The sequence below is a fragment of the Citrobacter sp. LJND-P06 genome (assembly GCF_058188415.1).
Window position 1 is genome coordinate 3,853,782 of the sequence record NZ_CP187317.1, and the last position, 19,717, is coordinate 3,873,498.

General features: G+C 53.1%; 18 protein-coding genes, 1 pseudogene and 1 other annotated feature. Of the genes and pseudogenes, 5 read left to right on the forward strand and 14 right to left on the reverse strand.

Annotated elements, in window-relative coordinates; all coding sequences use genetic code 11:
* Positions 1 to 105 precede the first annotated feature (105 nt).
* Entirely contained in the window at positions 106 to 1,059 is a 954-nt protein-coding gene (gene tal, locus ACO7SM_RS18210; protein ID WP_490468672.1) for a transaldolase, read from the reverse strand.
* 272 nt (positions 1,060 to 1,331) lie between these two features.
* On the opposite strand from tal, the gene ACO7SM_RS18215 reads away from it, so the two are divergent.
* Both ACO7SM_RS18215 and yaaA read left to right on the forward strand, forming a co-directional pair.
* Complete coding sequence (locus ACO7SM_RS18215; RefSeq protein ID WP_490468673.1) at positions 1,332 to 2,777, forward strand: alanine/glycine:cation symporter family protein; 1,446 nt, start codon at positions 1,332 to 1,334, stop codon at positions 2,775 to 2,777.
* Between the two features lie 69 nt (positions 2,778 to 2,846).
* Positions 2,847 to 3,620, forward strand: coding sequence for a peroxide stress protein YaaA (gene yaaA / locus ACO7SM_RS18220; protein WP_490468674.1), 774 nt, complete (start codon positions 2,847 to 2,849; stop codon positions 3,618 to 3,620).
* 104 nt (positions 3,621 to 3,724) lie between these two features.
* On the opposite strand, the gene thrC is transcribed toward yaaA, so the two are convergent.
* The 6 genes and pseudogenes from thrC to yjjY all read right to left on the reverse strand — a co-directional run bounded on the left by thrC (position 3,725) and on the right by yjjY (position 9,995).
* Positions 3,725 to 5,011 (reverse strand): threonine synthase, encoded by a 1,287-nt coding sequence (thrC, locus tag ACO7SM_RS18225; protein WP_490468675.1) that lies wholly within the window; start codon positions 5,009 to 5,011, stop codon positions 3,725 to 3,727.
* 3 nt (positions 5,012 to 5,014) lie between these two features.
* The gene (gene thrB / locus ACO7SM_RS18230; RefSeq protein ID WP_490468676.1) at positions 5,015 to 5,944 is read right to left on the reverse strand and encodes a homoserine kinase; all 930 of its coding nucleotides are present in this window, start codon (positions 5,942 to 5,944) and stop codon (positions 5,015 to 5,017) included.
* 1 nt (position 5,945) lies between these two features.
* Positions 5,946 to 8,408, reverse strand: a complete 2,463-nt coding sequence (gene thrA / locus ACO7SM_RS18235; protein WP_490468677.1) for a bifunctional aspartate kinase/homoserine dehydrogenase I — start codon at positions 8,406 to 8,408, stop codon at positions 5,946 to 5,948.
* A 25-nt stretch (positions 8,409 to 8,433) separates the two neighbouring features.
* Positions 8,434 to 8,554 (reverse strand) — a sequence feature (Thr leader region).
* Entirely contained in the window at positions 8,490 to 8,555 is a 66-nt protein-coding gene (thrL, locus tag ACO7SM_RS18240; protein WP_192614291.1) for a thr operon leader peptide, read from the reverse strand. Its footprint overlaps the feature before it by 65 nt.
* A gap of 213 nt (positions 8,556 to 8,768) precedes the next feature.
* Positions 8,769 to 9,455: a tRNA/rRNA methyltransferase gene (locus ACO7SM_RS18245; RefSeq protein ID WP_490468678.1), complete on the reverse strand. Its 687-nt coding sequence runs from the start codon at positions 9,453 to 9,455 to the stop codon at positions 8,769 to 8,771.
* A gap of 400 nt (positions 9,456 to 9,855) precedes the next feature.
* Positions 9,856 to 9,995, reverse strand: a pseudogene (gene yjjY, locus ACO7SM_RS18250) (YjjY family protein).
* A gap of 95 nt (positions 9,996 to 10,090) precedes the next feature.
* Between yjjY and arcA the strand changes: the two are divergent.
* A complete protein-coding gene (gene arcA, locus ACO7SM_RS18255; protein WP_001194359.1) occupies positions 10,091 to 10,807 on the forward strand; it encodes a two-component system response regulator ArcA in 717 nt (238 codons plus the stop codon).
* A 61-nt stretch (positions 10,808 to 10,868) separates the two neighbouring features.
* Here the strand turns inward: arcA and creD are convergent, their stop codons facing one another.
* The 4 genes from creD to creA are packed head-to-tail and all read right to left on the reverse strand — an operon-like array spanning position 10,869 to position 14,884.
* A complete protein-coding gene (creD, locus tag ACO7SM_RS18260) occupies positions 10,869 to 12,227 on the reverse strand; it encodes a cell envelope integrity protein CreD (protein WP_490468679.1) in 1,359 nt (452 codons plus the stop codon).
* Between the two features lie 58 nt (positions 12,228 to 12,285).
* On the reverse strand, positions 12,286 to 13,710 hold the full coding sequence (gene creC / locus ACO7SM_RS18265; RefSeq protein ID WP_490468680.1) for a two-component system sensor histidine kinase CreC: 1,425 nt from the start codon (positions 13,708 to 13,710) through the stop codon (positions 12,286 to 12,288).
* On the reverse strand, positions 13,710 to 14,399 hold the full coding sequence (gene creB, locus ACO7SM_RS18270; RefSeq protein WP_490468681.1) for a two-component system response regulator CreB: 690 nt from the start codon (positions 14,397 to 14,399) through the stop codon (positions 13,710 to 13,712). The genes creC and creB overlap by 1 nt, the downstream gene beginning before the upstream one ends.
* A gap of 11 nt (positions 14,400 to 14,410) precedes the next feature.
* Entirely contained in the window at positions 14,411 to 14,884 is a 474-nt protein-coding gene (gene creA / locus ACO7SM_RS18275; RefSeq protein ID WP_490468682.1) for a protein CreA, read from the reverse strand.
* 211 nt (positions 14,885 to 15,095) lie between these two features.
* Here creA and robA point away from each other — a divergent pair, with 211 nt between their 5' ends.
* Positions 15,096 to 15,965, forward strand: a complete 870-nt coding sequence (gene robA / locus ACO7SM_RS18280; protein WP_490468683.1) for an MDR efflux pump AcrAB transcriptional activator RobA — start codon at positions 15,096 to 15,098, stop codon at positions 15,963 to 15,965.
* On the opposite strand, the gene gpmB is transcribed toward robA, so the two are convergent.
* Entirely contained in the window at positions 15,962 to 16,609 is a 648-nt protein-coding gene (gene gpmB, locus ACO7SM_RS18285) for a 2,3-diphosphoglycerate-dependent phosphoglycerate mutase GpmB (RefSeq protein WP_490468684.1), read from the reverse strand. The genes robA and gpmB overlap by 4 nt on opposite strands.
* A gap of 51 nt (positions 16,610 to 16,660) precedes the next feature.
* On the opposite strand from gpmB, the gene yjjX reads away from it, so the two are divergent.
* The gene (yjjX, locus tag ACO7SM_RS18290) at positions 16,661 to 17,176 is read left to right on the forward strand and encodes an inosine/xanthosine triphosphatase (protein ID WP_490468685.1); all 516 of its coding nucleotides are present in this window, start codon (positions 16,661 to 16,663) and stop codon (positions 17,174 to 17,176) included.
* Between the two features lie 81 nt (positions 17,177 to 17,257).
* Here yjjX and trpR read toward each other — a convergent pair whose 3' ends face one another.
* The gene (gene trpR, locus ACO7SM_RS18295; protein ID WP_192610991.1) at positions 17,258 to 17,584 is read right to left on the reverse strand and encodes a trp operon repressor; all 327 of its coding nucleotides are present in this window, start codon (positions 17,582 to 17,584) and stop codon (positions 17,258 to 17,260) included.
* Positions 17,585 to 17,673: 89 nt separating this feature from the next.
* Positions 17,674 to 19,611: a murein transglycosylase gene (sltY, locus tag ACO7SM_RS18300; protein ID WP_490468686.1), complete on the reverse strand. Its 1,938-nt coding sequence runs from the start codon at positions 19,609 to 19,611 to the stop codon at positions 17,674 to 17,676.
* Positions 19,612 to 19,717 lie beyond the last annotated feature (106 nt).

Below are 19,717 nucleotides of genomic sequence, written 5' to 3' on the forward strand. Positions count from 1 at the left end.
TCCGTTTAAACAGTCTCGTTAAACAGAATGATACACTGCGAAGGGACGGACAGACAGGTTTCAGAGGGGTTAGCGTGACCCGTATCAGGGCCACGCTAAAAATGATTACAGCAGGTCGCCGATCATTTTTTCCAGTTTACCCTGGTCTACAGCAAACTTACGGATACCGTCCGCCAGTTTGTCTACAGCCATCGGATCCTGGTTGTGCTGCCACAGGAATTCAGACTCGGTGATGCGTTCCGGACGTGCTTTCACTTCGCCAGAGAAGGACAGTTTGCGCTCAACAGCGCCTTCGCTTTCCGCCAGCTCTTTCAGCAATGCAGGCGCGATTGTCAGACGATCGCAACCCGCCAGCTCCAGAATCTCACCCATGTTGCGGAAGCTTGCGCCCATCACCACTGTTTCGTAGCCGTGCTGTTTGTAGTACTCGTAGATTTCCGTCACGGAAACCACGCCCGGATCTTCAGCCGGCGCATACTCTTTCTTGTCGGTATTGGTTTTATACCAGTCAAGAATACGACCTACGAACGGAGAAATCAGGTACACGCCTGCTTCTGCACATGCACGCGCCTGCGCGAAGGAGAACAGCAGCGTCAGGTTACAGTTGATGCCTTCTTTTTCCAGCTGCTCAGCAGCACGAATGCCCTGCCAGGTGGAAGCCAGTTTGATCAGAATACGATCGTTGCTGATACCCGCATCGTTGTAGAGTTTGATCAGACGTTTCGCTTTTGCGATAGACGCTTCGGTGTCGTAAGACAGACGTGCGTCAACTTCGGTAGAGATACGGCCAGGAACCAGTTTCAGGATCTCCAGACCAATGTTCACCGCCAGCTTGTCAGTGGCATCAACCACTTGCTGCGCGCGATCGTGACTCTGCTGTTTAGCCCAGGCAACGGCGTCGTCAATCAGTTTACGGTATTCCGGGATCTGCGCTGCATTCAGAATGAGAGAAGGGTTAGTTGTGGCATCCTGCGGCTGGTACAGCTTCATTGCCGCGATGTCTCCGGTGTCAGCCACCACGGTAGTGAACTGACGAAGGGAGGTCAATTTGTCCGTCATGATAGTGTTTCTCTTTAAACAGCTTGTTAGGGGGATGTAACCGGTCTGCCCTGATGATAACACGACGCACTGACATCGCAACCGAAGACAATGCGGTTATCCGCCCGATGCTGTTTTTAACGCGACATTGACCCTGCACGGCATTACTGACCACACTCTTGTGTATCATACGATTCTGTAATCAATCATCTTGCAGGGTATATACTGCATTTGAATTGGTAACGCTTACACAGGAATAGAGAAGCGTACCGGCATCAACAAGAGGGATGTTAATGCCTGATTTTTTATCATTTATTAATGACGTACTTTGGGGTTCGGTAATGATCTACCTGCTCTTTGGCGCAGGGTGTTGGTTCACTTATCGTACCGGGTTCGTTCAATTTCGCTATATTCGCCAGTTTGGCAAAAGTCTGAAAAATAGCCTGACCCCACAACCCGGCGGCTTAACGTCATTTCAGGCACTTTGCACCAGCCTTGCCGCCCGCGTTGGCAGCGGCAATTTAGCGGGCGTCGCCGTCGCGATAACCGCAGGCGGCCCCGGTGCCGTATTCTGGATGTGGATGTCAGCGCTGATAGGTATGGCGACATCCTTTGCTGAATGCTCACTCGCCCAACTCTATAAAGAACGCGACAGCAAAGGCCAGTTTCGCGGCGGCCCGGCCTGGTATATGGCGCGGGGACTCGGGATGCGCTGGATGGGCGTTATCTTTGCCATCTTCTTACTCATTGCTTACGGTATTATTTTTAACAGTGTCCAGGCAAACTCTGTCGCACGGGCACTGAATTTTGCTTTTGACATACCTCCCCTCTATTCCGGCCTGGCGCTGGCGGCGCTGGCATTGCTGGTGATCGTTCGTGGGATCAAAGGTGTCGCACGGATCATGCAGTGGTTTGTCCCCATGATGGCCATGCTGTGGCTGGCTGCCAGTGTGGCGATCTGTGTCTGGCATATTGACCAACTCCCCGGCATCGTTATCGCTATCGTGAAGAGTGCCTTCGGCTGGCAGGAAGCGACGGCAGGTGTCGCTGGCTATACGCTCAGCCAGGCCATCACCAGTGGATTTCAACGGGGAATGTTCTCGAATGAAGCCGGTATGGGGTCTTCGCCTAACGCCGCAGCGGCGGCAGCATCATGGCCTCCCCATCCTGCTGCGCAGGGCATTGTGCAAATGATTGGCGTGTTTACCGACACAGTGATTATTTGTACGGCCAGCGCCATGATCATTTTACTGGCTGGCCATGGCACCACCTATATGCCGACCGAAGGTATTCAGCTTGTTCAGCGGGCGATGACCTCATTGACCGGAGAATGGGGAGCAGGATTCGTCGCGTTGATTGTGGTGCTGTTTGCCTTCAGCTCGATCGTCGCCAACTATATTTACGCCGAAAACAACCTAATTTTTCTTCAGTTGGACAACGTCCGAAATGTCTGGATATTGCGGATAACCACCGTCGGTATGGTGGTTCTGGGAACGCTACTGAGCCTGCCGGTTGTATGGCAACTGGCCGACATTATTATGGCCTGCATGGCGATCACCAACCTGACGGCAATACTGTTACTCTCTCCGGTCGTGTGTACCCTTGCGGGAGATTACCTGCGTCAACTTAAACTCGGCGTACGGCCCGTCTTTGATCCGCTTCGTTATCCTGATATCAGCCAACAACTGGCACCAGGGAGCTGGGAAGACGCGTCTGGCGATCGGGATGACACAAGGTAATCGCAGCCATCGATCAATTCTGTCGTTTTTTTTGCTAAAGTCGCAGTAAATTTCCCGCAAGGACTGGATATGCTGATTCTTATTTCACCTGCAAAAACGCTCGATTATCAGAGCCCGCTGGCGACTACGCGTCATACCCTGCCCGAGCTGCTGGATCACTCCCAGCAGCTTATCCACGAGGCACGTAAACTCTCTGCGCCGCAGATTGGTAAACTGATGGGAATAAGCGACAAGCTGGCCGACCTCAATGCCACCCGCTTTCACGACTGGCAACCCAACTTCTCCCCCGAGAATGCGCGTCAGGCTATTCTTGCGTTCAAAGGGGATGTCTACACCGGACTGCGCGCGGAAACCTTCAGCGATGCAGATTTTGACTTCGCCCAACAGCATTTACGTATGCTGTCCGGTTTGTATGGCGTCTTGCGCCCGCTGGATTTGATGCAACCTTATCGTCTGGAGATGGGGATTCGCCTTGAAAACGCGAAAGGGAAAGATCTCTACCAATTCTGGGGCGATACGATCACTGAAAAGCTCAATGAAGCCCTGAAGGCGCAAGGTGATCAGGTTGTCATCAACCTGGCGTCAGACGAATACTTTAAATCCGTGAAGCCGAAGAAACTCAACGCTGAGCTTATCAAACCGGTTTTCCTTGATGAGAAAAACGGCAAGTTCAAGGTCATCAGCTTCTACGCCAAAAAAGCGCGCGGTCTGATGAGTCGCTACATTATTGAAAATCGCCTGACGAAACCGGAGCAGCTCACCGGATTTAACAGCGAAGGCTATTTCTTTGATGAAGAAGCGTCAGGGAAAGGTGAACTGGTGTTTAAACGCCACGAACAGTAATTGAAGCATGCCGGATGGCGGCTACGCCTTATCCGGCCTACAAAACATAACGACAGTTCCGCAGGCCGGAGAAGACGCTTTCGCGTCGCTATCCGGCACAGTCACTAGCTACGCGTCATCATCAACTGACGTAGCGCCGCGAAATCGGCGGGCAGATGATGAGAAAGCAGCGGCAGATCGGCGCGATCCGCCAGCTCTTTTGGCAGATCCAGCGTTTCGCCGAGAATAGCCTCCACGCTCTCTTTAAATTTCGCCGGATGCGCGGTTCCCAGGAACAGGCCGTACTCGCCAGGGTGCAATTGATCGCGCAACGCACGATAGGCAACTGCCGCATGGGGTTCTGAGGTGTAACCCACCGCTTTTAACTCACGCATCGTCTCTTGCGTCGTCGCGTCGTCTACCGCCGCGTAACCCAGTTCATTCAGGCGCCAGATCTTACGGCGGAACAACTCTTCCACACGCGGCCAGTTGTTCGGCTGACTGACATCCATGGCATTCGACAAAGTCGCCTGCGTTGTCTTAGGCGCCCACTCCCCGTCATGCAAGAAACGCGGAACGGTGTCATTCACGTTGGTCGCGGCGATAAAACGCTTCACCGGCAGACCGAGCGATTTCGCCAGCAGGCCAGCGGTCAGATCGCCGAAGTTACCGCTCGGAACAGAAACCACCAGTTGATTACGTGCCTCTTGCGGCAACTGCGCAACCGCTTCGAAATAGTAACAAATCTGCGCTAACAGACGGCTAATGTTAATGGAGTTGGCCGAGTTCAGACCCAGCGCCTGCTTCAGCGCTTCATCATCAAACGCCTGCTTCACCAGAGCCTGGCAGGCATCAAAATCACCGTCGATTGCCACGGTTTCAATGTTACCGCCAAGGGTACAGAAGAGTTTTTCCTGCAATGGGCTTATCTTTCCGCGCGGGTAAAGGATAACGACACGCACATTTTTCAGGCCATAGAACGCGTGAGCCACCGCCGCGCCGGTATCCCCGGAGGTCGCCGTCAGGATGGTGACTGGTTTATCGCCGCTGATATGTGTCAGCATCTGCGCCATAAAACGCCCGCCGAAATCTTTAAATGCCAGCGTGGGGCCATGAAACAGCTCCAGACAGCCGACATCGCTTTCGACCTTAGCCACCGGCGCCGGGAAGGCAAACGCAGAGCGTACACGCTCTTCAAGGATCTCCTGCGGGATCTCATCCCCAATGAATGCTGAGAGGATCTTTGCGCTGCGGACAACGAAGTCCTGGTTCAGCATCTCATCGATCTCGGGCATGCTAAATTCCGGGAGTTCATGTGGAAAGAACAATCCCTGATTTTTGCCCAGTCCCTGCGTAACGGCCTGCGCAAAGCTGACCTGTTCATTGTGATCTTTTAAATTGTAGAGTTTCATTGATTATCCCAGTACTCGTGCGCCCGCCGTGTCCAGACGGCAAATATGAACAAAGCCTTCCTGATTTTGCAGGTAGTGTTTAGTCAGCCAATCCGCTACGCGTTGCGCGGTATCCGGTTTATCGCACAGCGCGAACAGCGTCGGCCCGGAGCCGGAAATACCGCTGGTCAGCGCGCCGATCTCCGCCACCGCCTGACGCGCCTGGCTAAAACCAGGCAGCAGACGCGCGCGATACGGCTCAGCAATCACATCTTTCATCAGCTTTGCAGCAAGCTGCGGCTGACGGGAATAACAGGCATGAATAAACCCAGCCAGGTGCCGCCCGTGGGCGATGCAGTCCTGACGGCGGTACTGCGCAGGTAAGATCGCGCGGGCTTCCGCCGTGGACACTTTGATCCCCGGATAGGCAAGTACCCATAGCCACTCATCAAAGCCTGGCACCTGTTGGCTAATGATGCCGTTTTCTTCAATCATCAACTGCATACCGCCCAGAAAACACGGCGCGACGTTATCGTAATGAATGCTGCCGGAGATACGCCCTTCCAGCTCCCCCATAATGGACAGCAGTCGCGTATCGTTCAGCGGTTTACCGCAGTGTTCGTTCATCGCCACCAGCGCAGCAACGACGGAACAGGCGCTGGAACCTAACCCGGAACCTATCGGCATGTTTTTTTCCAGCGTCATCGCCACCGGGATTTGCTTGCCAAGTTCCTGGCAAAAACGCTCCCAACACTGGTAGACAATATTTTCACGCGGCGTTGAAGGCAGTTTGTCAGCAAAATGCCCCCGATTAATCAGACGAAAGCTGTCCGACGCCTCAACGGTGACCACATCGCCCAGCAGCGAACCATCAACGGGCGTCACTGCCGCGCCAAGGACATCAAATCCAACGCTCATATTGGCGCTGGAAGCCGGAGCATAAACTTTCACCATGTTAAACTCCTAACTTCCATGAGAGGGTACGCAGCAGATCGGCAAAGACCCCCGCCGCCGTGACGTCGTTGCCCGCACCGTAACCGCGCAACACCAGCGGCAGCGGTTGATAATAGTGGCTGTAGAACGCCAGCGCGTTTTCGCCGTTTTTCACTTTGAACAGCGGATCGTTGCCATCGACCTCGGCAATCTTCACGCGGCAAACGCCGTCCTCTTCAATGTTGCCCACATAGCGCAACACTTTGCCCTCATCACGGGCTTTCGCCACGCGTGCCGCAAACACGTCATCAAGCTGCGGCAGATTCGTCATAAACGTCGCCACATCGCCAGAGTCATCAAATCCTTCCGGTAACACCGGTTCGATCACGATATCGGAAAGCTCCAGCGCCCGACCTGTTTCACGGGCGAGGATCAGGAGCTTGCGCGCAACATCCATCCCGGAGAGATCGTCGCGCGGATCAGGTTCGGTGTACCCCATCTCGCGGGCCTGCGTGGTGGCCTGCGAGAGGCTCATTCCTTCATCCAGTTTACCGAAGATAAAGGAGAGCGAGCCGGAGAGAATCCCGGAGAATTTTTGCAGCTCATCCCCCGCGTTGAGCAGGTTTTGCAGATTTTCAATCACCGGCAGGCCCGCGCCAACGTTCGTGTCATATAAAAATTTGCGCCGCGATTTTTCCGCTGCGAAACGCAGTTGATGGTAGTAATCCATCGACGAGGTGTTCGCCTTCTTGTTTGGCGTCACCACATGGAAACCTTCACGCAGGAAGTCTGCGTATTGATCCGCAACGGCCTGGCTGGAGGTGCAGTCCACAATCACAGGGTTGAGCAGGTGATATTCCTTCACCAGACGAATTAAACGGCCTAAGTTGAAAGGCTCTTTCGCTTCCGCCAGTTCCGCCTGCCAGTTTTCCAGATTCAACCCATGCACATGGGTCAGCAGCGCCTTTGAGTTCGCCACACCGCAAACGCGCAGATCGATATGTTTATTCTTCAGCCAGGTCTGCTGGCGTTTGAGTTGATCCAGCAATGCGCCGCCGACACCGCCGACACCGATAACAAACACTTCAATGACCTGATCGGTATTGAACAGCATCTGGTGTGTAACGCGGACACCGGTTGTTGCATCGTCATTGTTGACCACGACAGAAATAGAACGCTCGGACGAGCCTTGCGCAATGGCGACAATATTGATGTTGGCACGGGCCAGCGCCGCGAAGAATTTTGCTGAAATGCCACGCAGCGTCCGCATACCATCGCCCACCACAGAGATGATGGCCAGGTGGTCAGTCACCGCCAGCGGCTCCAGCAAACCTTCTTTCAGCTCCAGGTAGAACTCATCCTGCATCGCGCGCTGGGCACGTGCGCTGTCGCCCTGCGGCACACAGAAACTGATGCTGTACTCTGAAGAAGACTGCGTGATCAGGACGACCGAAATACCGGCGCGAGACATGGCGGCAAACACGCGCGCCGCCATTCCTACCATCCCTTTCATACCCGGGCCGGAAACACTGAACATCGCCATGTTGTTAAGATTCGAGATCCCTTTCACCGGCAGATTGTCATCGTCGCAGCTCGCGCCAATCAGCGTACCGGGCGCTTGCGGGTTGCCGGTATTTTTAATCAGGCATGGGATCTGGAACTGAGCAATAGGGGTAATCGTGCGAGGGTGGAGAACTTTGGCGCCGAAGTAGGAAAGCTCCATGGCTTCCTGATAAGACATCGATTTCAGTAATCTGGCATCCGGCACCTGCCGAGGGTCGCAGGTGTACACGCCATCAACGTCAGTCCAGATCTCACAACAATCTGCGCGTAAACAGGCTGCGAGGACAGCCGCCGAATAGTCCGAGCCATTACGCCCCAGCACGACCAGCTCGCCTTTGTCATTCCCGGCGGTAAAACCGGCCATTAGCACCATATGGTCTGCGGGGATACGCCCGGCAGCAATACGACGCGTGGATTCAGCGATATCGACGGTGGACTCGAGGTAATGCCCAACCGCCAGTAATTTTTCAACCGGGTCGATGACCGTTACGCCGTGGCCGCGTGCTTCCAGCAAGCCCGCCATAATGGCGATCGACATTTTTTCGCCACGGCAGATGAGCGCAGCATTGATGCTGTCCGGGCACTGTCCCAGCAGGCTGATGCCGTGCAACACATGTTTGATCTGCGCAAATTCTTGTTCGACAAAGGCTTTTAATTGCGCCAACGGAAAGTCCGGCTGCGCGGCAGCGAGTCCCGTCAGAAGTTCGGAAAAGATGCGTTCGGCATCGTTGATATTGGGTAAAGCATCCTGACCTCCGATGGTTTTTTCAATCATCGCCACCAGATGGTTAGTAATTTTCGCAGGGGCAGAAAGCACGGTCGCGACCTGCCCCTGCCTGGCATTGCTTTCCAGAATATCGGCAACCCGCAGAAAGCGTTCTGCATTTGCCACTGATGTACCACCGAACTTCAACACTCGCATTGTTGTTACCTCGTTACCTTTGGTCGAAAAAAAAGCCCGCACTGTTTAGGTGCGGGCTTTTTTCTGTGTTTCCTGTACGCGTCAGCCCGCACCGTTACCTGTGGTAATGGTGATGGTTGTAATCATGGTAGTGCTGATGCGTTTCATGGATGTTGTGTTCTCTGTAATTATTATCTGTCTGTGCTGTCTGCCTATATTGGTTAAAGTATCTGATGACTTAAGTCAATAAATTTTTAATTTGATCACACTCCGAAACTTGTTCACGAGCTGCTGCCTGCGTATTTACTTTCAACCAATGCAGAGCGAGAACCCCACTTGAAACCAGAGCAAAAAACCATACAACTCTATTTAGGTAAGATTTTATTTTGTTATATTTTTCTCAATATCATGCAGCAAACGGTGCAACATTGCGGTGTCCCGCTGCCCTAACAGGCCAATGCGTTGCTGTAACCAATCTGCCAGTTTGATGTCATCAGCCACATCCAGAGAACTCATTAACCTTACAATTCGTGCGCGTAATGCCTGCAACTGAAATTCATCCGATGTTTCAGTCTCTTTTATGGATTGTTGCATTAAACCTGCTAATTGATAGCAGTAGACCATCACCGCCTGGCCTAAATTGAGCGAAGGATAATCAGCGACCATCGGAACCCCCGTCAGCACATCTGCCAACGCCAGTTCTTCATTTGTCAGCCCGGAATCTTCGCGTCCAAACACCAGGGCGGCGTGATTCATCCAGCCGGACTTTTCCTGCAACACGGGCAGCAGTTCTGCCGGCGTTGCATAGTAATGAAATTTCGCGCGGCTGCGGGCTGTCGTCGCGACGGTAAATTCAACGTCGTGCAGAGCCGCTGCCAGGGTAGGAAAAACAGTAATGTTATCAATAATATCACCTGAACCATGCGCAACCCAACGCGTGGCGGGTTCAAGGTGGGCCTGACTGTCGACGATACGTAAATCGGTAAAACCCATCGTCTTCATGGCGCGTGCCGCCGCACCAATGTTTTCCGCTCTGGCCGGGGCGACCAGGATGATTGTTAAACGCATTTATGAGACTCTTTTTGACTGGCCCGCAGGGAATAATGTGATGCATATCATCATATTACGCAGCGCGAATTTACAAATTTTTAACGAAAATCACTGGATCAACATTTCACATTCAGTAAAAGACGCTAAACTGTTTCCTGTGTTTACTAACGAATATTATGTTAATAAAAGTTGCATATCCTTCTGTTTATTTAGGATAATTTAATTTAAAATGAAGCGCATCCATTGGATTCATTACATTTATTAGTTAGGTCGCGCAACTAGTTGGATTGCTGCAATTTTGTGATGAAAGCTAGCATTTAGATACGATGATTTCATCAAACTGTTAACGTGCTACAATTGAACTTGATATATGTCAACGAAGCGTAGTTTTATTGGGTGTCCGGTATCACTTAGCCTGTTATGTTGCTGTTAAAATGGTTAGGATGACAGCCGTTTTTGACACTGTCGGGTCCAGAGGGAAAGTACCCAGACCAAGCTAATGATGTTGTTGACGTTGATGGAAAGTGCATCAAGAACGCAATTACGTACTTTAGTCATGTTACGCCGATCATGTTAATTTGCGACATGCATCAGGCAGGTCAGGGACTTTTGTACTTCCTGTTTCGATTTAGTTGGCAATTTAGGTAGCAAACATGCAGACCCCGCACATTCTTATCGTTGAAGACGAGTTGGTAACACGCAACACGTTAAAAAGTATTTTCGAAGCGGAAGGCTATGATGTATTCGAAGCGACAGATGGCGCGGAAATGCATCAGATCCTCTCTGAATATGACATCAACCTGGTGATTATGGATATCAATTTGCCAGGGAAAAACGGTCTTCTGTTAGCGCGTGAATTGCGTGAACAGGCTAACGTTGCGTTGATGTTCCTGACGGGCCGCGATAACGAAGTCGATAAAATCCTCGGCCTCGAAATCGGTGCGGATGACTACATCACCAAACCGTTTAACCCACGCGAACTGACTATCCGTGCGCGCAACCTGCTGTCTCGTACCATGAACCTGGGGACTGTCAGCGAAGAACGTCGTAGCGTTGAAAGCTACAAGTTCAATGGTTGGGAACTCGATATCAACAGCCGTTCTTTGATTGGCCCTGATGGCGAGCAGTATAAACTGCCACGCAGCGAATTCCGTGCCATGCTTCACTTCTGTGAGAACCCGGGTAAGATCCAGTCTCGCGCAGAACTGCTGAAGAAAATGACCGGTCGCGAGCTGAAGCCGCATGACCGTACTGTTGATGTGACCATCCGTCGTATTCGTAAACATTTCGAATCAACACCGGATACGCCGGAAATTATCGCCACCATCCACGGCGAAGGCTACCGTTTCTGCGGCGACCTGCAGGATTAATCCTGACACCTCCGGTATTAAAAACGGCGCTCCTGGCGCCGTTTTTCATTTCTCACCGCAGCTACTTCCAGATACGCAATTCATCATCACTCGCGGGTTTGGACTCTTTCGCCTTTGGGCGAGAAAGCGAATACCAGTCAAAATGACGCGTCAGGAACATCACCCCGCTCAACGCCAACAGGAGCACGCCGGTTCCCAGCAACAACGCGCTGTCTGCGGAGTTCAACAGTACCCACATCACCCCATCCAGCGCCAATAACGCCAGGGTAAACACCACGCTATTACGCCACCCTTTCAGCACCGCCTGTAAATAAACACCGTTCATCAACGCGCCTACCAGACTCGCCACAGCCCATGCCGCCGTAAAACCAATGTGTTCAGACAGTGCCAGTAATAACAGGTAAAACATGACCAGTGACATCCCGACCAGCAGGTATTGGATGGGATGCAGTCGTTGCGCCGTCAGGGTCTCAAAGACAAAAAAGGCCATGAACGTCAGCGCAATCAGCAAAATGGCATACTTTGTCGCCCTGTCGGTTAATTGATACTGATCGGCCGGCGTGGTGACGGCGACTCTGAACGACGGCAGGCTGTACCAGCCCATTTTTTCGGTCTCTCCGACCTCGGGAAACTGCTCTCCAAGATTATTGGCAAACCAGCTACTCTGCCATTTTGCGTGAAAACCCGACTCGCTCAGCTCACGGCTGGTCGGTAAGAAATCGCCCAGGAATTTGGGATGGGGCCAGTTGCTAACCAGCGTCATTTCGCTATTTCGCCCCACCGGCACCACGGAAAAACTCCCGGTTCCACTCAGATTCAGCGAAAACGCCAGACTCAGATTGGTCTTTACCCATTGCGCATCCGGCAGTGGAATATGCAGGCCTTGCACACCGCCGGCAAGTCCGGTACCGGGTTCAACGGCCAGCGCGGTGCCATTCACCTGCGGCGCATTCACCACACCGATTCCCCGGGCATCGCCTACGCCTACCACGATAAACGGTTTTCCGAGGGTGATATTCGGTCTGTCTAATTCTCTCAGGCGAGAGGCATCAAACTCCGCCTTCACCGACAAATCGCTGTGCCAGACCTGAGCGTCATAAATACCGATGTTACGGGACTCAACGTTCTGATTTCCCTCCATCATCAGGGATTCCGGCAGCCAGAAATGGATGTAGCTGCGCTTGTGCTGAACGTCTTTCTCATTTTCCAGAACCGTATACAGCTCTGTAACGGGAATCGCTACCAGCGGGCCGACCACTTTTTGCGACCCACTGGTACTTTGACGAATCGCATCCTCGACGGTGCTACGGTAATCCGCTCGCTCCACGATTATCTGTCTGACCATCATCAACGGAATCAACAGCAGTAATATCGCGCCACTCAACGTGACCATTTTCCAGAACAGGGGGGATTTAAACATAGCTTTTCTCCTTTGCAATGACCGCAGAGTAGAGAGGCTATGTGGGGAGAATTTGAAGTTATGTGAAGTGACGGTGAAGTGTCAGCGATGCCTGAACGCCGCCTTCCGGGCGGTTCTTCAAAGCGACCTCGCCTTTGAGTAAGCGGGCTACTTCGCTCACGAACGCCAGTCCCAGACCGCTGCTCTTATGCCCATTCTCACGCGGCAACGAGTAGAAACGTTCAAATATACGCGGCAGCGCAAAATCGGGAATTCCGCTGCCGGTATCGCAAATCAGGAGCGTGACGTACTCCGCATCGGCTTCCGCCTTCAGGAAAATCGCCCCCTGCACAGGGGTAAAATCGATCGCGTTATCAAGCAGATTCCCCAGCGCCTGCTCCAGCAGTGCCGGGTCGGCTGAAACCACAAATGGCGAAGGGCTGATATGCAGCGAAATATTTTTTGCCGCCAGTTGGATGGCGCGGGCCTCGCCCACCTGCGTCCACAACGGGTCGACAGCCACCGGCGTCAACGCGATATCCTGCCTGTTTTCAAGTCGCGCCTGGCGTAGCAGGGTCTCGACCAACGCCTGCATGCGGGCGTTTTGCGTCAGTATATTCCCGGTAAACCGCGCGACCACATCGGGAGGCGGCCCCTCCCGCAAGATCTCCGCTGCGCCGCGAATCGCCGCCAGCGGGCTTTTCAATTCATGGGTTAACGCATACACATACTGTTCAATGTAGTTTTTACCTTCCAGCTTCAGACGCATACTTTCCAGCGCCTGCGCCAGTTTACGCAGCTCACTGCTGCCCAGTTCTGGTAAGGCGACTGGTTGATTCTCGGTTACCGAATCGGCATAGCGCGCCAGTCTGGCAATGGAGCGGTTGATCCACCAGACCATCCCAACGCCAATCACTAATGCGATGCCCAACAATATGGCGCTCGCCCACAATATTCGCCGTTCACTACGCTTAATGACCGGCGCCATCGCCGCATTGGGTTTACCCACGCTGAGTACGCCGATAATAGTGTTACCGTCGGTAATCGGCGCGGCGACATACATCACCGTGCTTTCCGGGTCATCCGGATTTTGCAGCGTGCTGCGCGCGCCATACTGCCCGCGAAGCGTGAGCCACACATCGTTCCAGCGGGAGTAGTCTTCACCCACCGCTTTGTTTGCGGAATCAAACAGTACCTTGCCCTGGGTATCGGTCATGTAGACATGGTATTCATTGCGCACTTTGTTAATGCCGCTGATATTGGCGCGAAAAGGACGGTTCTGTAGATGGCTGAACGCCTGCGCCAGTCGTCCATGTGCAGGATCGCCAGAGAGCACATCATCCCGCGCCAGCGCCGCCAGCAGCGTCGCCGTATCGATCAGCGTCCCTTCCGTTGCCCTGCGCACACCGGGCTTTATCTCCTGCACAAAGATCGACAATACAAACCAGGCGGCGACGGCCACAATCAGAAAGTAGCCGAGCAGCAATCGCATCCCAATGCGCATCAGGCGCTCCTCAGGCTGTATCCCATACCGCGATGCGTATTAATGGGAGAGACGTCCGGATTGATCGCCCGAAGCTTCGCCCGCAACGTTTTGATATGCGTATCGACCGTCCTGTCATAGGAATCCTGCGCATCGGCCCAGACCAGATCCATCAGTTGCTGACGAGAGTAAACGCGCCCCGGTGACACCAGCAACGTTTTCAGTAGCAGAAATTCATAGCGCGTAAGGTTGAGCGGCATACCGTACCAGGCAATTTGCGCCGCAGGTTCATTCAGCTCAAATTGCCCAATACGCAGAACAGGTGAAGGGGTTGAAAATTTCTTCACGCGCCGAAGCAGTGTGCGCACTCTGGCGCACACTTCCCGTGGAGAAAAGGGTTTCGCGACATAGTCATCCGCGCCAATCTCCAGCCCGAGAAGCCGATCCACTTCGTCGCTACGTGCGGTCAAAAAGAGGATCGGTAATGCCGGGTGATGTTCCAGCAATTTTCTACACAACTCAAAACCGCTGATATCGGGTAATCCTACATCCAGAATGATGACATCAGGCAGTCTGGAACGCGCTTGTTCCAGTACGGGGAACCCGCGTTCAAACGCCTCGACGGCAAATCCTTCCTGTTGCAGCATATAGATAAGCGTATCGGCAATACCTTGCTCATCTTCAACCAACCAGACCCGTTCCTGTTGCATAGACTTCCCTGTTATTCCCGCCACGGCATAATGGGTACTGCGCTAATGGCATTTTTAGGCGACCCGTCGACAACCTTGTCAGAGTATGCCAGATAGGCCAGCGCGTTGCGCTTCGCATCATAGAAACGGACAACCTGTAATGACTTAAATACCAGCGAAGTCCGCTTCTTAAAGACGACTTCACCTTCCGCCTTACCGTTTTTAATTCTTTCACTCAGTTCTACCGGCCCAACCTGCTGACACGAAATCGCGGCATCAGAGGTGTCTTCAGCGAGTCCCAGTCCCCCTTTAATGCCTCCGGTTTTTGCACGGCTCACGTAGCAGGTGACGTTTTTGACATCGGGATCATCAAACGCTTCCACGACAATTTTGTGGTCAGGCCCCAGCACTTTGAAGACGGTATCGACCGAACCAATCTGCTCTGCATGCGCAACCTGTGTCAGCATGAGCAGAATTGAGGATATTACTAAGCTCTTATATTTCATATTGTTACCATTTTTAAATGTTACGCTGTGCAATTATTAAACATTCTAAGATAAAATGTTTACAGATCACAGGATTACAATAATCACGCTTTCGACTGACCAAAAAAAGCATTTATGCGCAAAAAAAACACTGAATGCTAAAACAGCAAAAAATGCTATTATCCGAATACCTGATGTCAGGTACTCGTTGTTGAAAGGATGAGGATATTTTATGGATCAGGCTGGCATTATTCGCGACCTCTTAATCTGGCTGGAAGGTCATCTGGATCAGCCCCTGTCGCTTGACAATGTGGCGGCAAAAGCGGGTTATTCCAAGTGGCATCTGCAGAGAATGTTCAAGGACGTGACGGGCCATGCTATCGGCGCTTATATCCGCGCCCGTCGATTATCAAAATCCGCTGTGGCGTTGCGCCTGACGGCGCGTCCTATTCTGGACATTGCTCTGCAATACCGCTTCGATTCTCAACAAACTTTTACACGCGCTTTTAAGAAACAGTTCTCCCAAACGCCAGCGTTGTATCGCCGTTCTCCAGAGTGGAGCTCCTTCGGGATCCGCCCTCCTCTGCGTTTGGGCGAATTTACCCTGCCTGAACATCAGTTTGTTACGCTGGAAGACACCAGTCTGCTCGGCATTACACAGAGTTATTCCTGTTCGCTGGAACAAATTTCCGACTTCCGCCACGAGATGCGCGTTCAGTTCTGGCGAGATTTCCTGAGCCAGGCGCCTACCATCCCTCCGGTGCTGTACGGACTTAACGAGTCGCGTCCAAGCCTTGAGAAAGATGACGAGCAGGAAGTGTTTTACACCACCGCCTTACCGCGAGAGCAAGCCGACGGTTATGTGCAGGCCGGACACCCAGTCCTGTTGCAAGGTGGCGAATATGTGATGTTCACTTATGAAGGGTTGGGCACCGGTGTTCAGGACTTTATCCTGACGGTCTACGGTACCTGCATGCCAACGCTGAATCTGACCCGCCGTAAAGGGCAGGATATAGAGCGATACTTCCCGGCAGATGATGCAAAAGCCGGCGACCGCCCTATTAACCTGCGCTGCGAATTCCTGATTCCGATTCGTCGTTAACGCTGTAGCTCATCCAACGCAGGGGCATCCAGATGTGAGATGTCTCCTGCGGTTTCAACCACCCAGCCAGACGCCAGCCATAAACTTTCCTGATAATCGATGCGGGAAATAGAACAGTTACGCAGACGTAACCGGCGTTCCGCCCAGGCTGGCAGCCCCAGAATCGTACTCACCAGACAGCCCAGCGCAATACCGTGACTGACCAGCAGAGGTCGGCTGCCTTGCGGGAGTTCCAGGCAAGACATCAGCGCCGCGTTTACGCGCTCACTTAATTCCTGCATTGATTCGCCATCCGGAATACGGCCATCGACCGTGCCATCAACCAGTTGGCGACGCCAGTTCTCTTCTTCTTCATTGAGTGAATCGATGTGCCGTTTTTCCAGCACCCCCATATTCAGCTCACGCAGACGAGAATCGAAGGTGATATCACAACCACACGCCTGGGCGATTATCTCTGCCGTGCGACGCGTGCGACCTAAATCACTGCTCACAATGTGAGTGATGCCCAGCTCTTTGGCGCGCACACCCACCTGCACGGCCTGTTGCTCACCTTTAGCGGTTAGCGGGCTGTCAGACTGGCCTTGAATACGTCGCTCGGCGTTCCACTGCGTCTCACCGTGGCGAACAAGGTATACCTGTAACATGCTTTTTATCCGTTATACTGCGATGACATTCTTTTCTGAGTAAATCTGATTATGCACCATGTTGTCTCAGCAACCACCAATCCCGCCAAAATTCAGGCAATTCTGCAGGCATTTAACGAGATCTTCGGTGAAGGATCCTGCCATATTGAATCCGTCTCCGTCGAGAGCGGGGTACCAGAACAGCCCTTTGGAAGTCAGGAAACGCGCGCTGGCGCACGAAATCGGGTAGAAAACGCACGCGCCCTGCGCCCGCAGGCTGACTTTTGGGTCGCCATTGAAGCGGGTATTGATGAGGGCAGTACCTTCAGTTGGGTCGTTATCGAAAACCGCGAACAGCGCGGGGAATCACGTTCAGCCACCCTGCCATTACCCGCCGTCATTCTGGAGAAAGTGAAGGCCGGAGACGCGCTCGGCCCGGTGATGTCTCACTATACCGGCATTGATGAGATTGGGCGTAAAGAGGGGGCGATTGGCGTGTTTACCGCCGGAACGTTAACCCGCGCCAGCGTCTATCACCAGGCGGTGATTCTGGCGTTAAGTCCGTTCCATAATGCGGTGTATCAATAGCATTTTGCCTGACGGCGCGACGCTTGACCGGCCCACAAAAAGGCGGTATTTCACCGTAGATTGCCCTCCGGCAACCAACCGTCAGCCGTTTTTCAGCAGTACCTGCTCCAGCCACTGACGCAGTTCGACCGGCGCAGACTTAAGGCTGTTCGAGCCGCGCGTGATTGTCGCTATCCCCGCCCCCAGTTCGTTTTTCAGCTCACGTTGGCTCATTTCACCACGCAACAACTCTTCAACGATACGCACGCGCGTTCCCAGCGCTTCGCGCTCGTCCGGCGTCATCATCAAACTCAGGAGTGGAAGATGGAGATCTTGTTCATAGGCGCGTTTTAACAGCTCAACAAAACGTAACCATTCCTGGTGACGTTGCTCTGCCATCGCAGCTGAATAGGGAGATTGCTGGGTCATAAAATATCGCCATATTGCTCGGGGAAACGAACTCGCTTCCCCTGATTGTACTCTTTAACGAGTACGATAGCATAACACAACCGACGCGGTCAGTAACGGCGCTGCCATTCTGTGTCACTCATCAACGTCGGCTTCCCGCCCATGAAGTAGCGATAGTAAGCATCATAAGCGAGCACATTCTTCACATAGCCGCGCGTTTCAGAAAAAGGAATGCTTTCCACAAACGCAACGGCATCAATGCGCCCGGCACTATTACCCAGCCAGGTGCGTACGCGTCCCGGCCCGGCGTTATAAGCCGCAGAGGAGAAGATGCGGTTATTGCCAAATTGCTGGTACACATACTGTAAGTAGCTGGTGCCAATATTGATATTGGTTTCCGGGTCTAACAGTTGATTCGGACTGCTGTACCCCGGAATGGAGAACATTTTCACCGTATGCGTTGCCGTGCCCGGCATGATTTGCATCAAACCGCTGGCCCCCACCGGGGATTTCACTTTCGGATTCCACGCGCTTTCCTGACGCGCAATGGCCATTGCGTAGCTCTGCGGAACATCTTTACTGCTGGTATAGCGCGTGAAGAGATCTTTATAAGCCAGCGGGAAACGCTCTTCCAGATGATCCCACAACTTGCCGGCGATCGTCGCCTGCACGCTGAGATCCCACCAGTGGTTGTTGAAGGCATAACGCGCCAGTTGCGCCTGTTCGGATTTGGTTTTGCTGGTTACCAGATTCGCCCATTCGCTACGCGCAGTGTTGTCCATATTCCAGTACATCAGTTCCCGAACCCGCGCCATTTCTGGCCCCTGGGTTAGCGCCGAATCAACATTATCAGGTGCTTTATCAATTTTCAGGACGTACTCTTCATCTAAACGCTGTGCGGCCACCATCGGGTAGAAACCCCGCTGCTGCATCAGCGCATGCAGGATCTCTTTCGCCTCCGCATCGCGGCCCCGCTCCAGCAACAGATCGGCTTGCCAGTAACGCCACTCGTCTTTTTCTTTGGCTTCCATTGGCAGACGCGCCAGCCAGGTGTTCAGACCCCGACGATCGCCATTTCCCAACGCCATACGGACACGACGTTCGACCAGCGTCGTCGACTGCGATCGCATAATGGCGTCGTCACGCCATTTCGCCTGTTCATCGGTGACATCATTGCCCATCAGTCGCCACGCGACGATGTCACGCAACTCCTGAGTTTGATCCTCATTGAGCTGCTGCGCCTGCACCAGAGAAGGGATCATCAGTCGGGCATTCTCAACATCCTGACGCGCCACGCTGGCAAAGGCGACCGCCGCCATTTGACGGGTAAAATCAGTCGCATCGGTGGTGCGCGCAAATGTCATCACGCTGTTGGGATCATTCGCCAGAGAGATAATGGCAGAGGCAATCGTCTGGTATTGCGCGGGCATTTGTCCGGCCAGCACCGTCACCAGCCCCGTGTTGCCCGCCTTCATCGCCAGCCGGATACGCTCTAAATAGGCCAACGGATCCTGCGTGCCGGAAGCCCGCCATACGCTAAATAATTTGTCACAGGCATTCGGCTGGCTTTTTCCCGTCAACCAGAGTTCTTTTGCGCCAGTCCATGCCTCTTCGGGTTGCCCGGTATTCCATTTCGCGTAGTAATAATTGCATTGCGCTTCTGTGGTGCCGGGTTTCTCCGGGCTGAACGCGAGAAGCCCTCGCCAGTCTTCACGTCGTGCCAGCTCATTCACAAAACGCGATTGCAACGTGCGCGCCGGAGGCAGCGTCGGATTTGCGCGAACAAAGTTGGTGACCGTCACGGCCGGTTGATTCATCAAATCGTCAGTGATCTGACGGTATTCAAGGTAGGGGTATAGCGGGTAATTCTTCAGTCCTGGCATCATCTGATCAACGACATCCATCTGTCGGTTATCCCAGGCCTGTTTAATTTGCGCATAGCGGTTACGCTGTTCGTCCAGTGAATCAGCCCTTGCCACGCTACTCACCGTCAGCAGGCATACGCTGGTCGCCAGAAGACGCCAGGTAAATTGTTTGGCTTTGTCCACAAGCTCTTCCTCTAATCAATGTGCGTCAATGCAGCTTCATGCCACGTAATAAATTTATGCTAACCAGTCATGAGCATTTGCGCCACGTTGCGGACACTTTTTTACT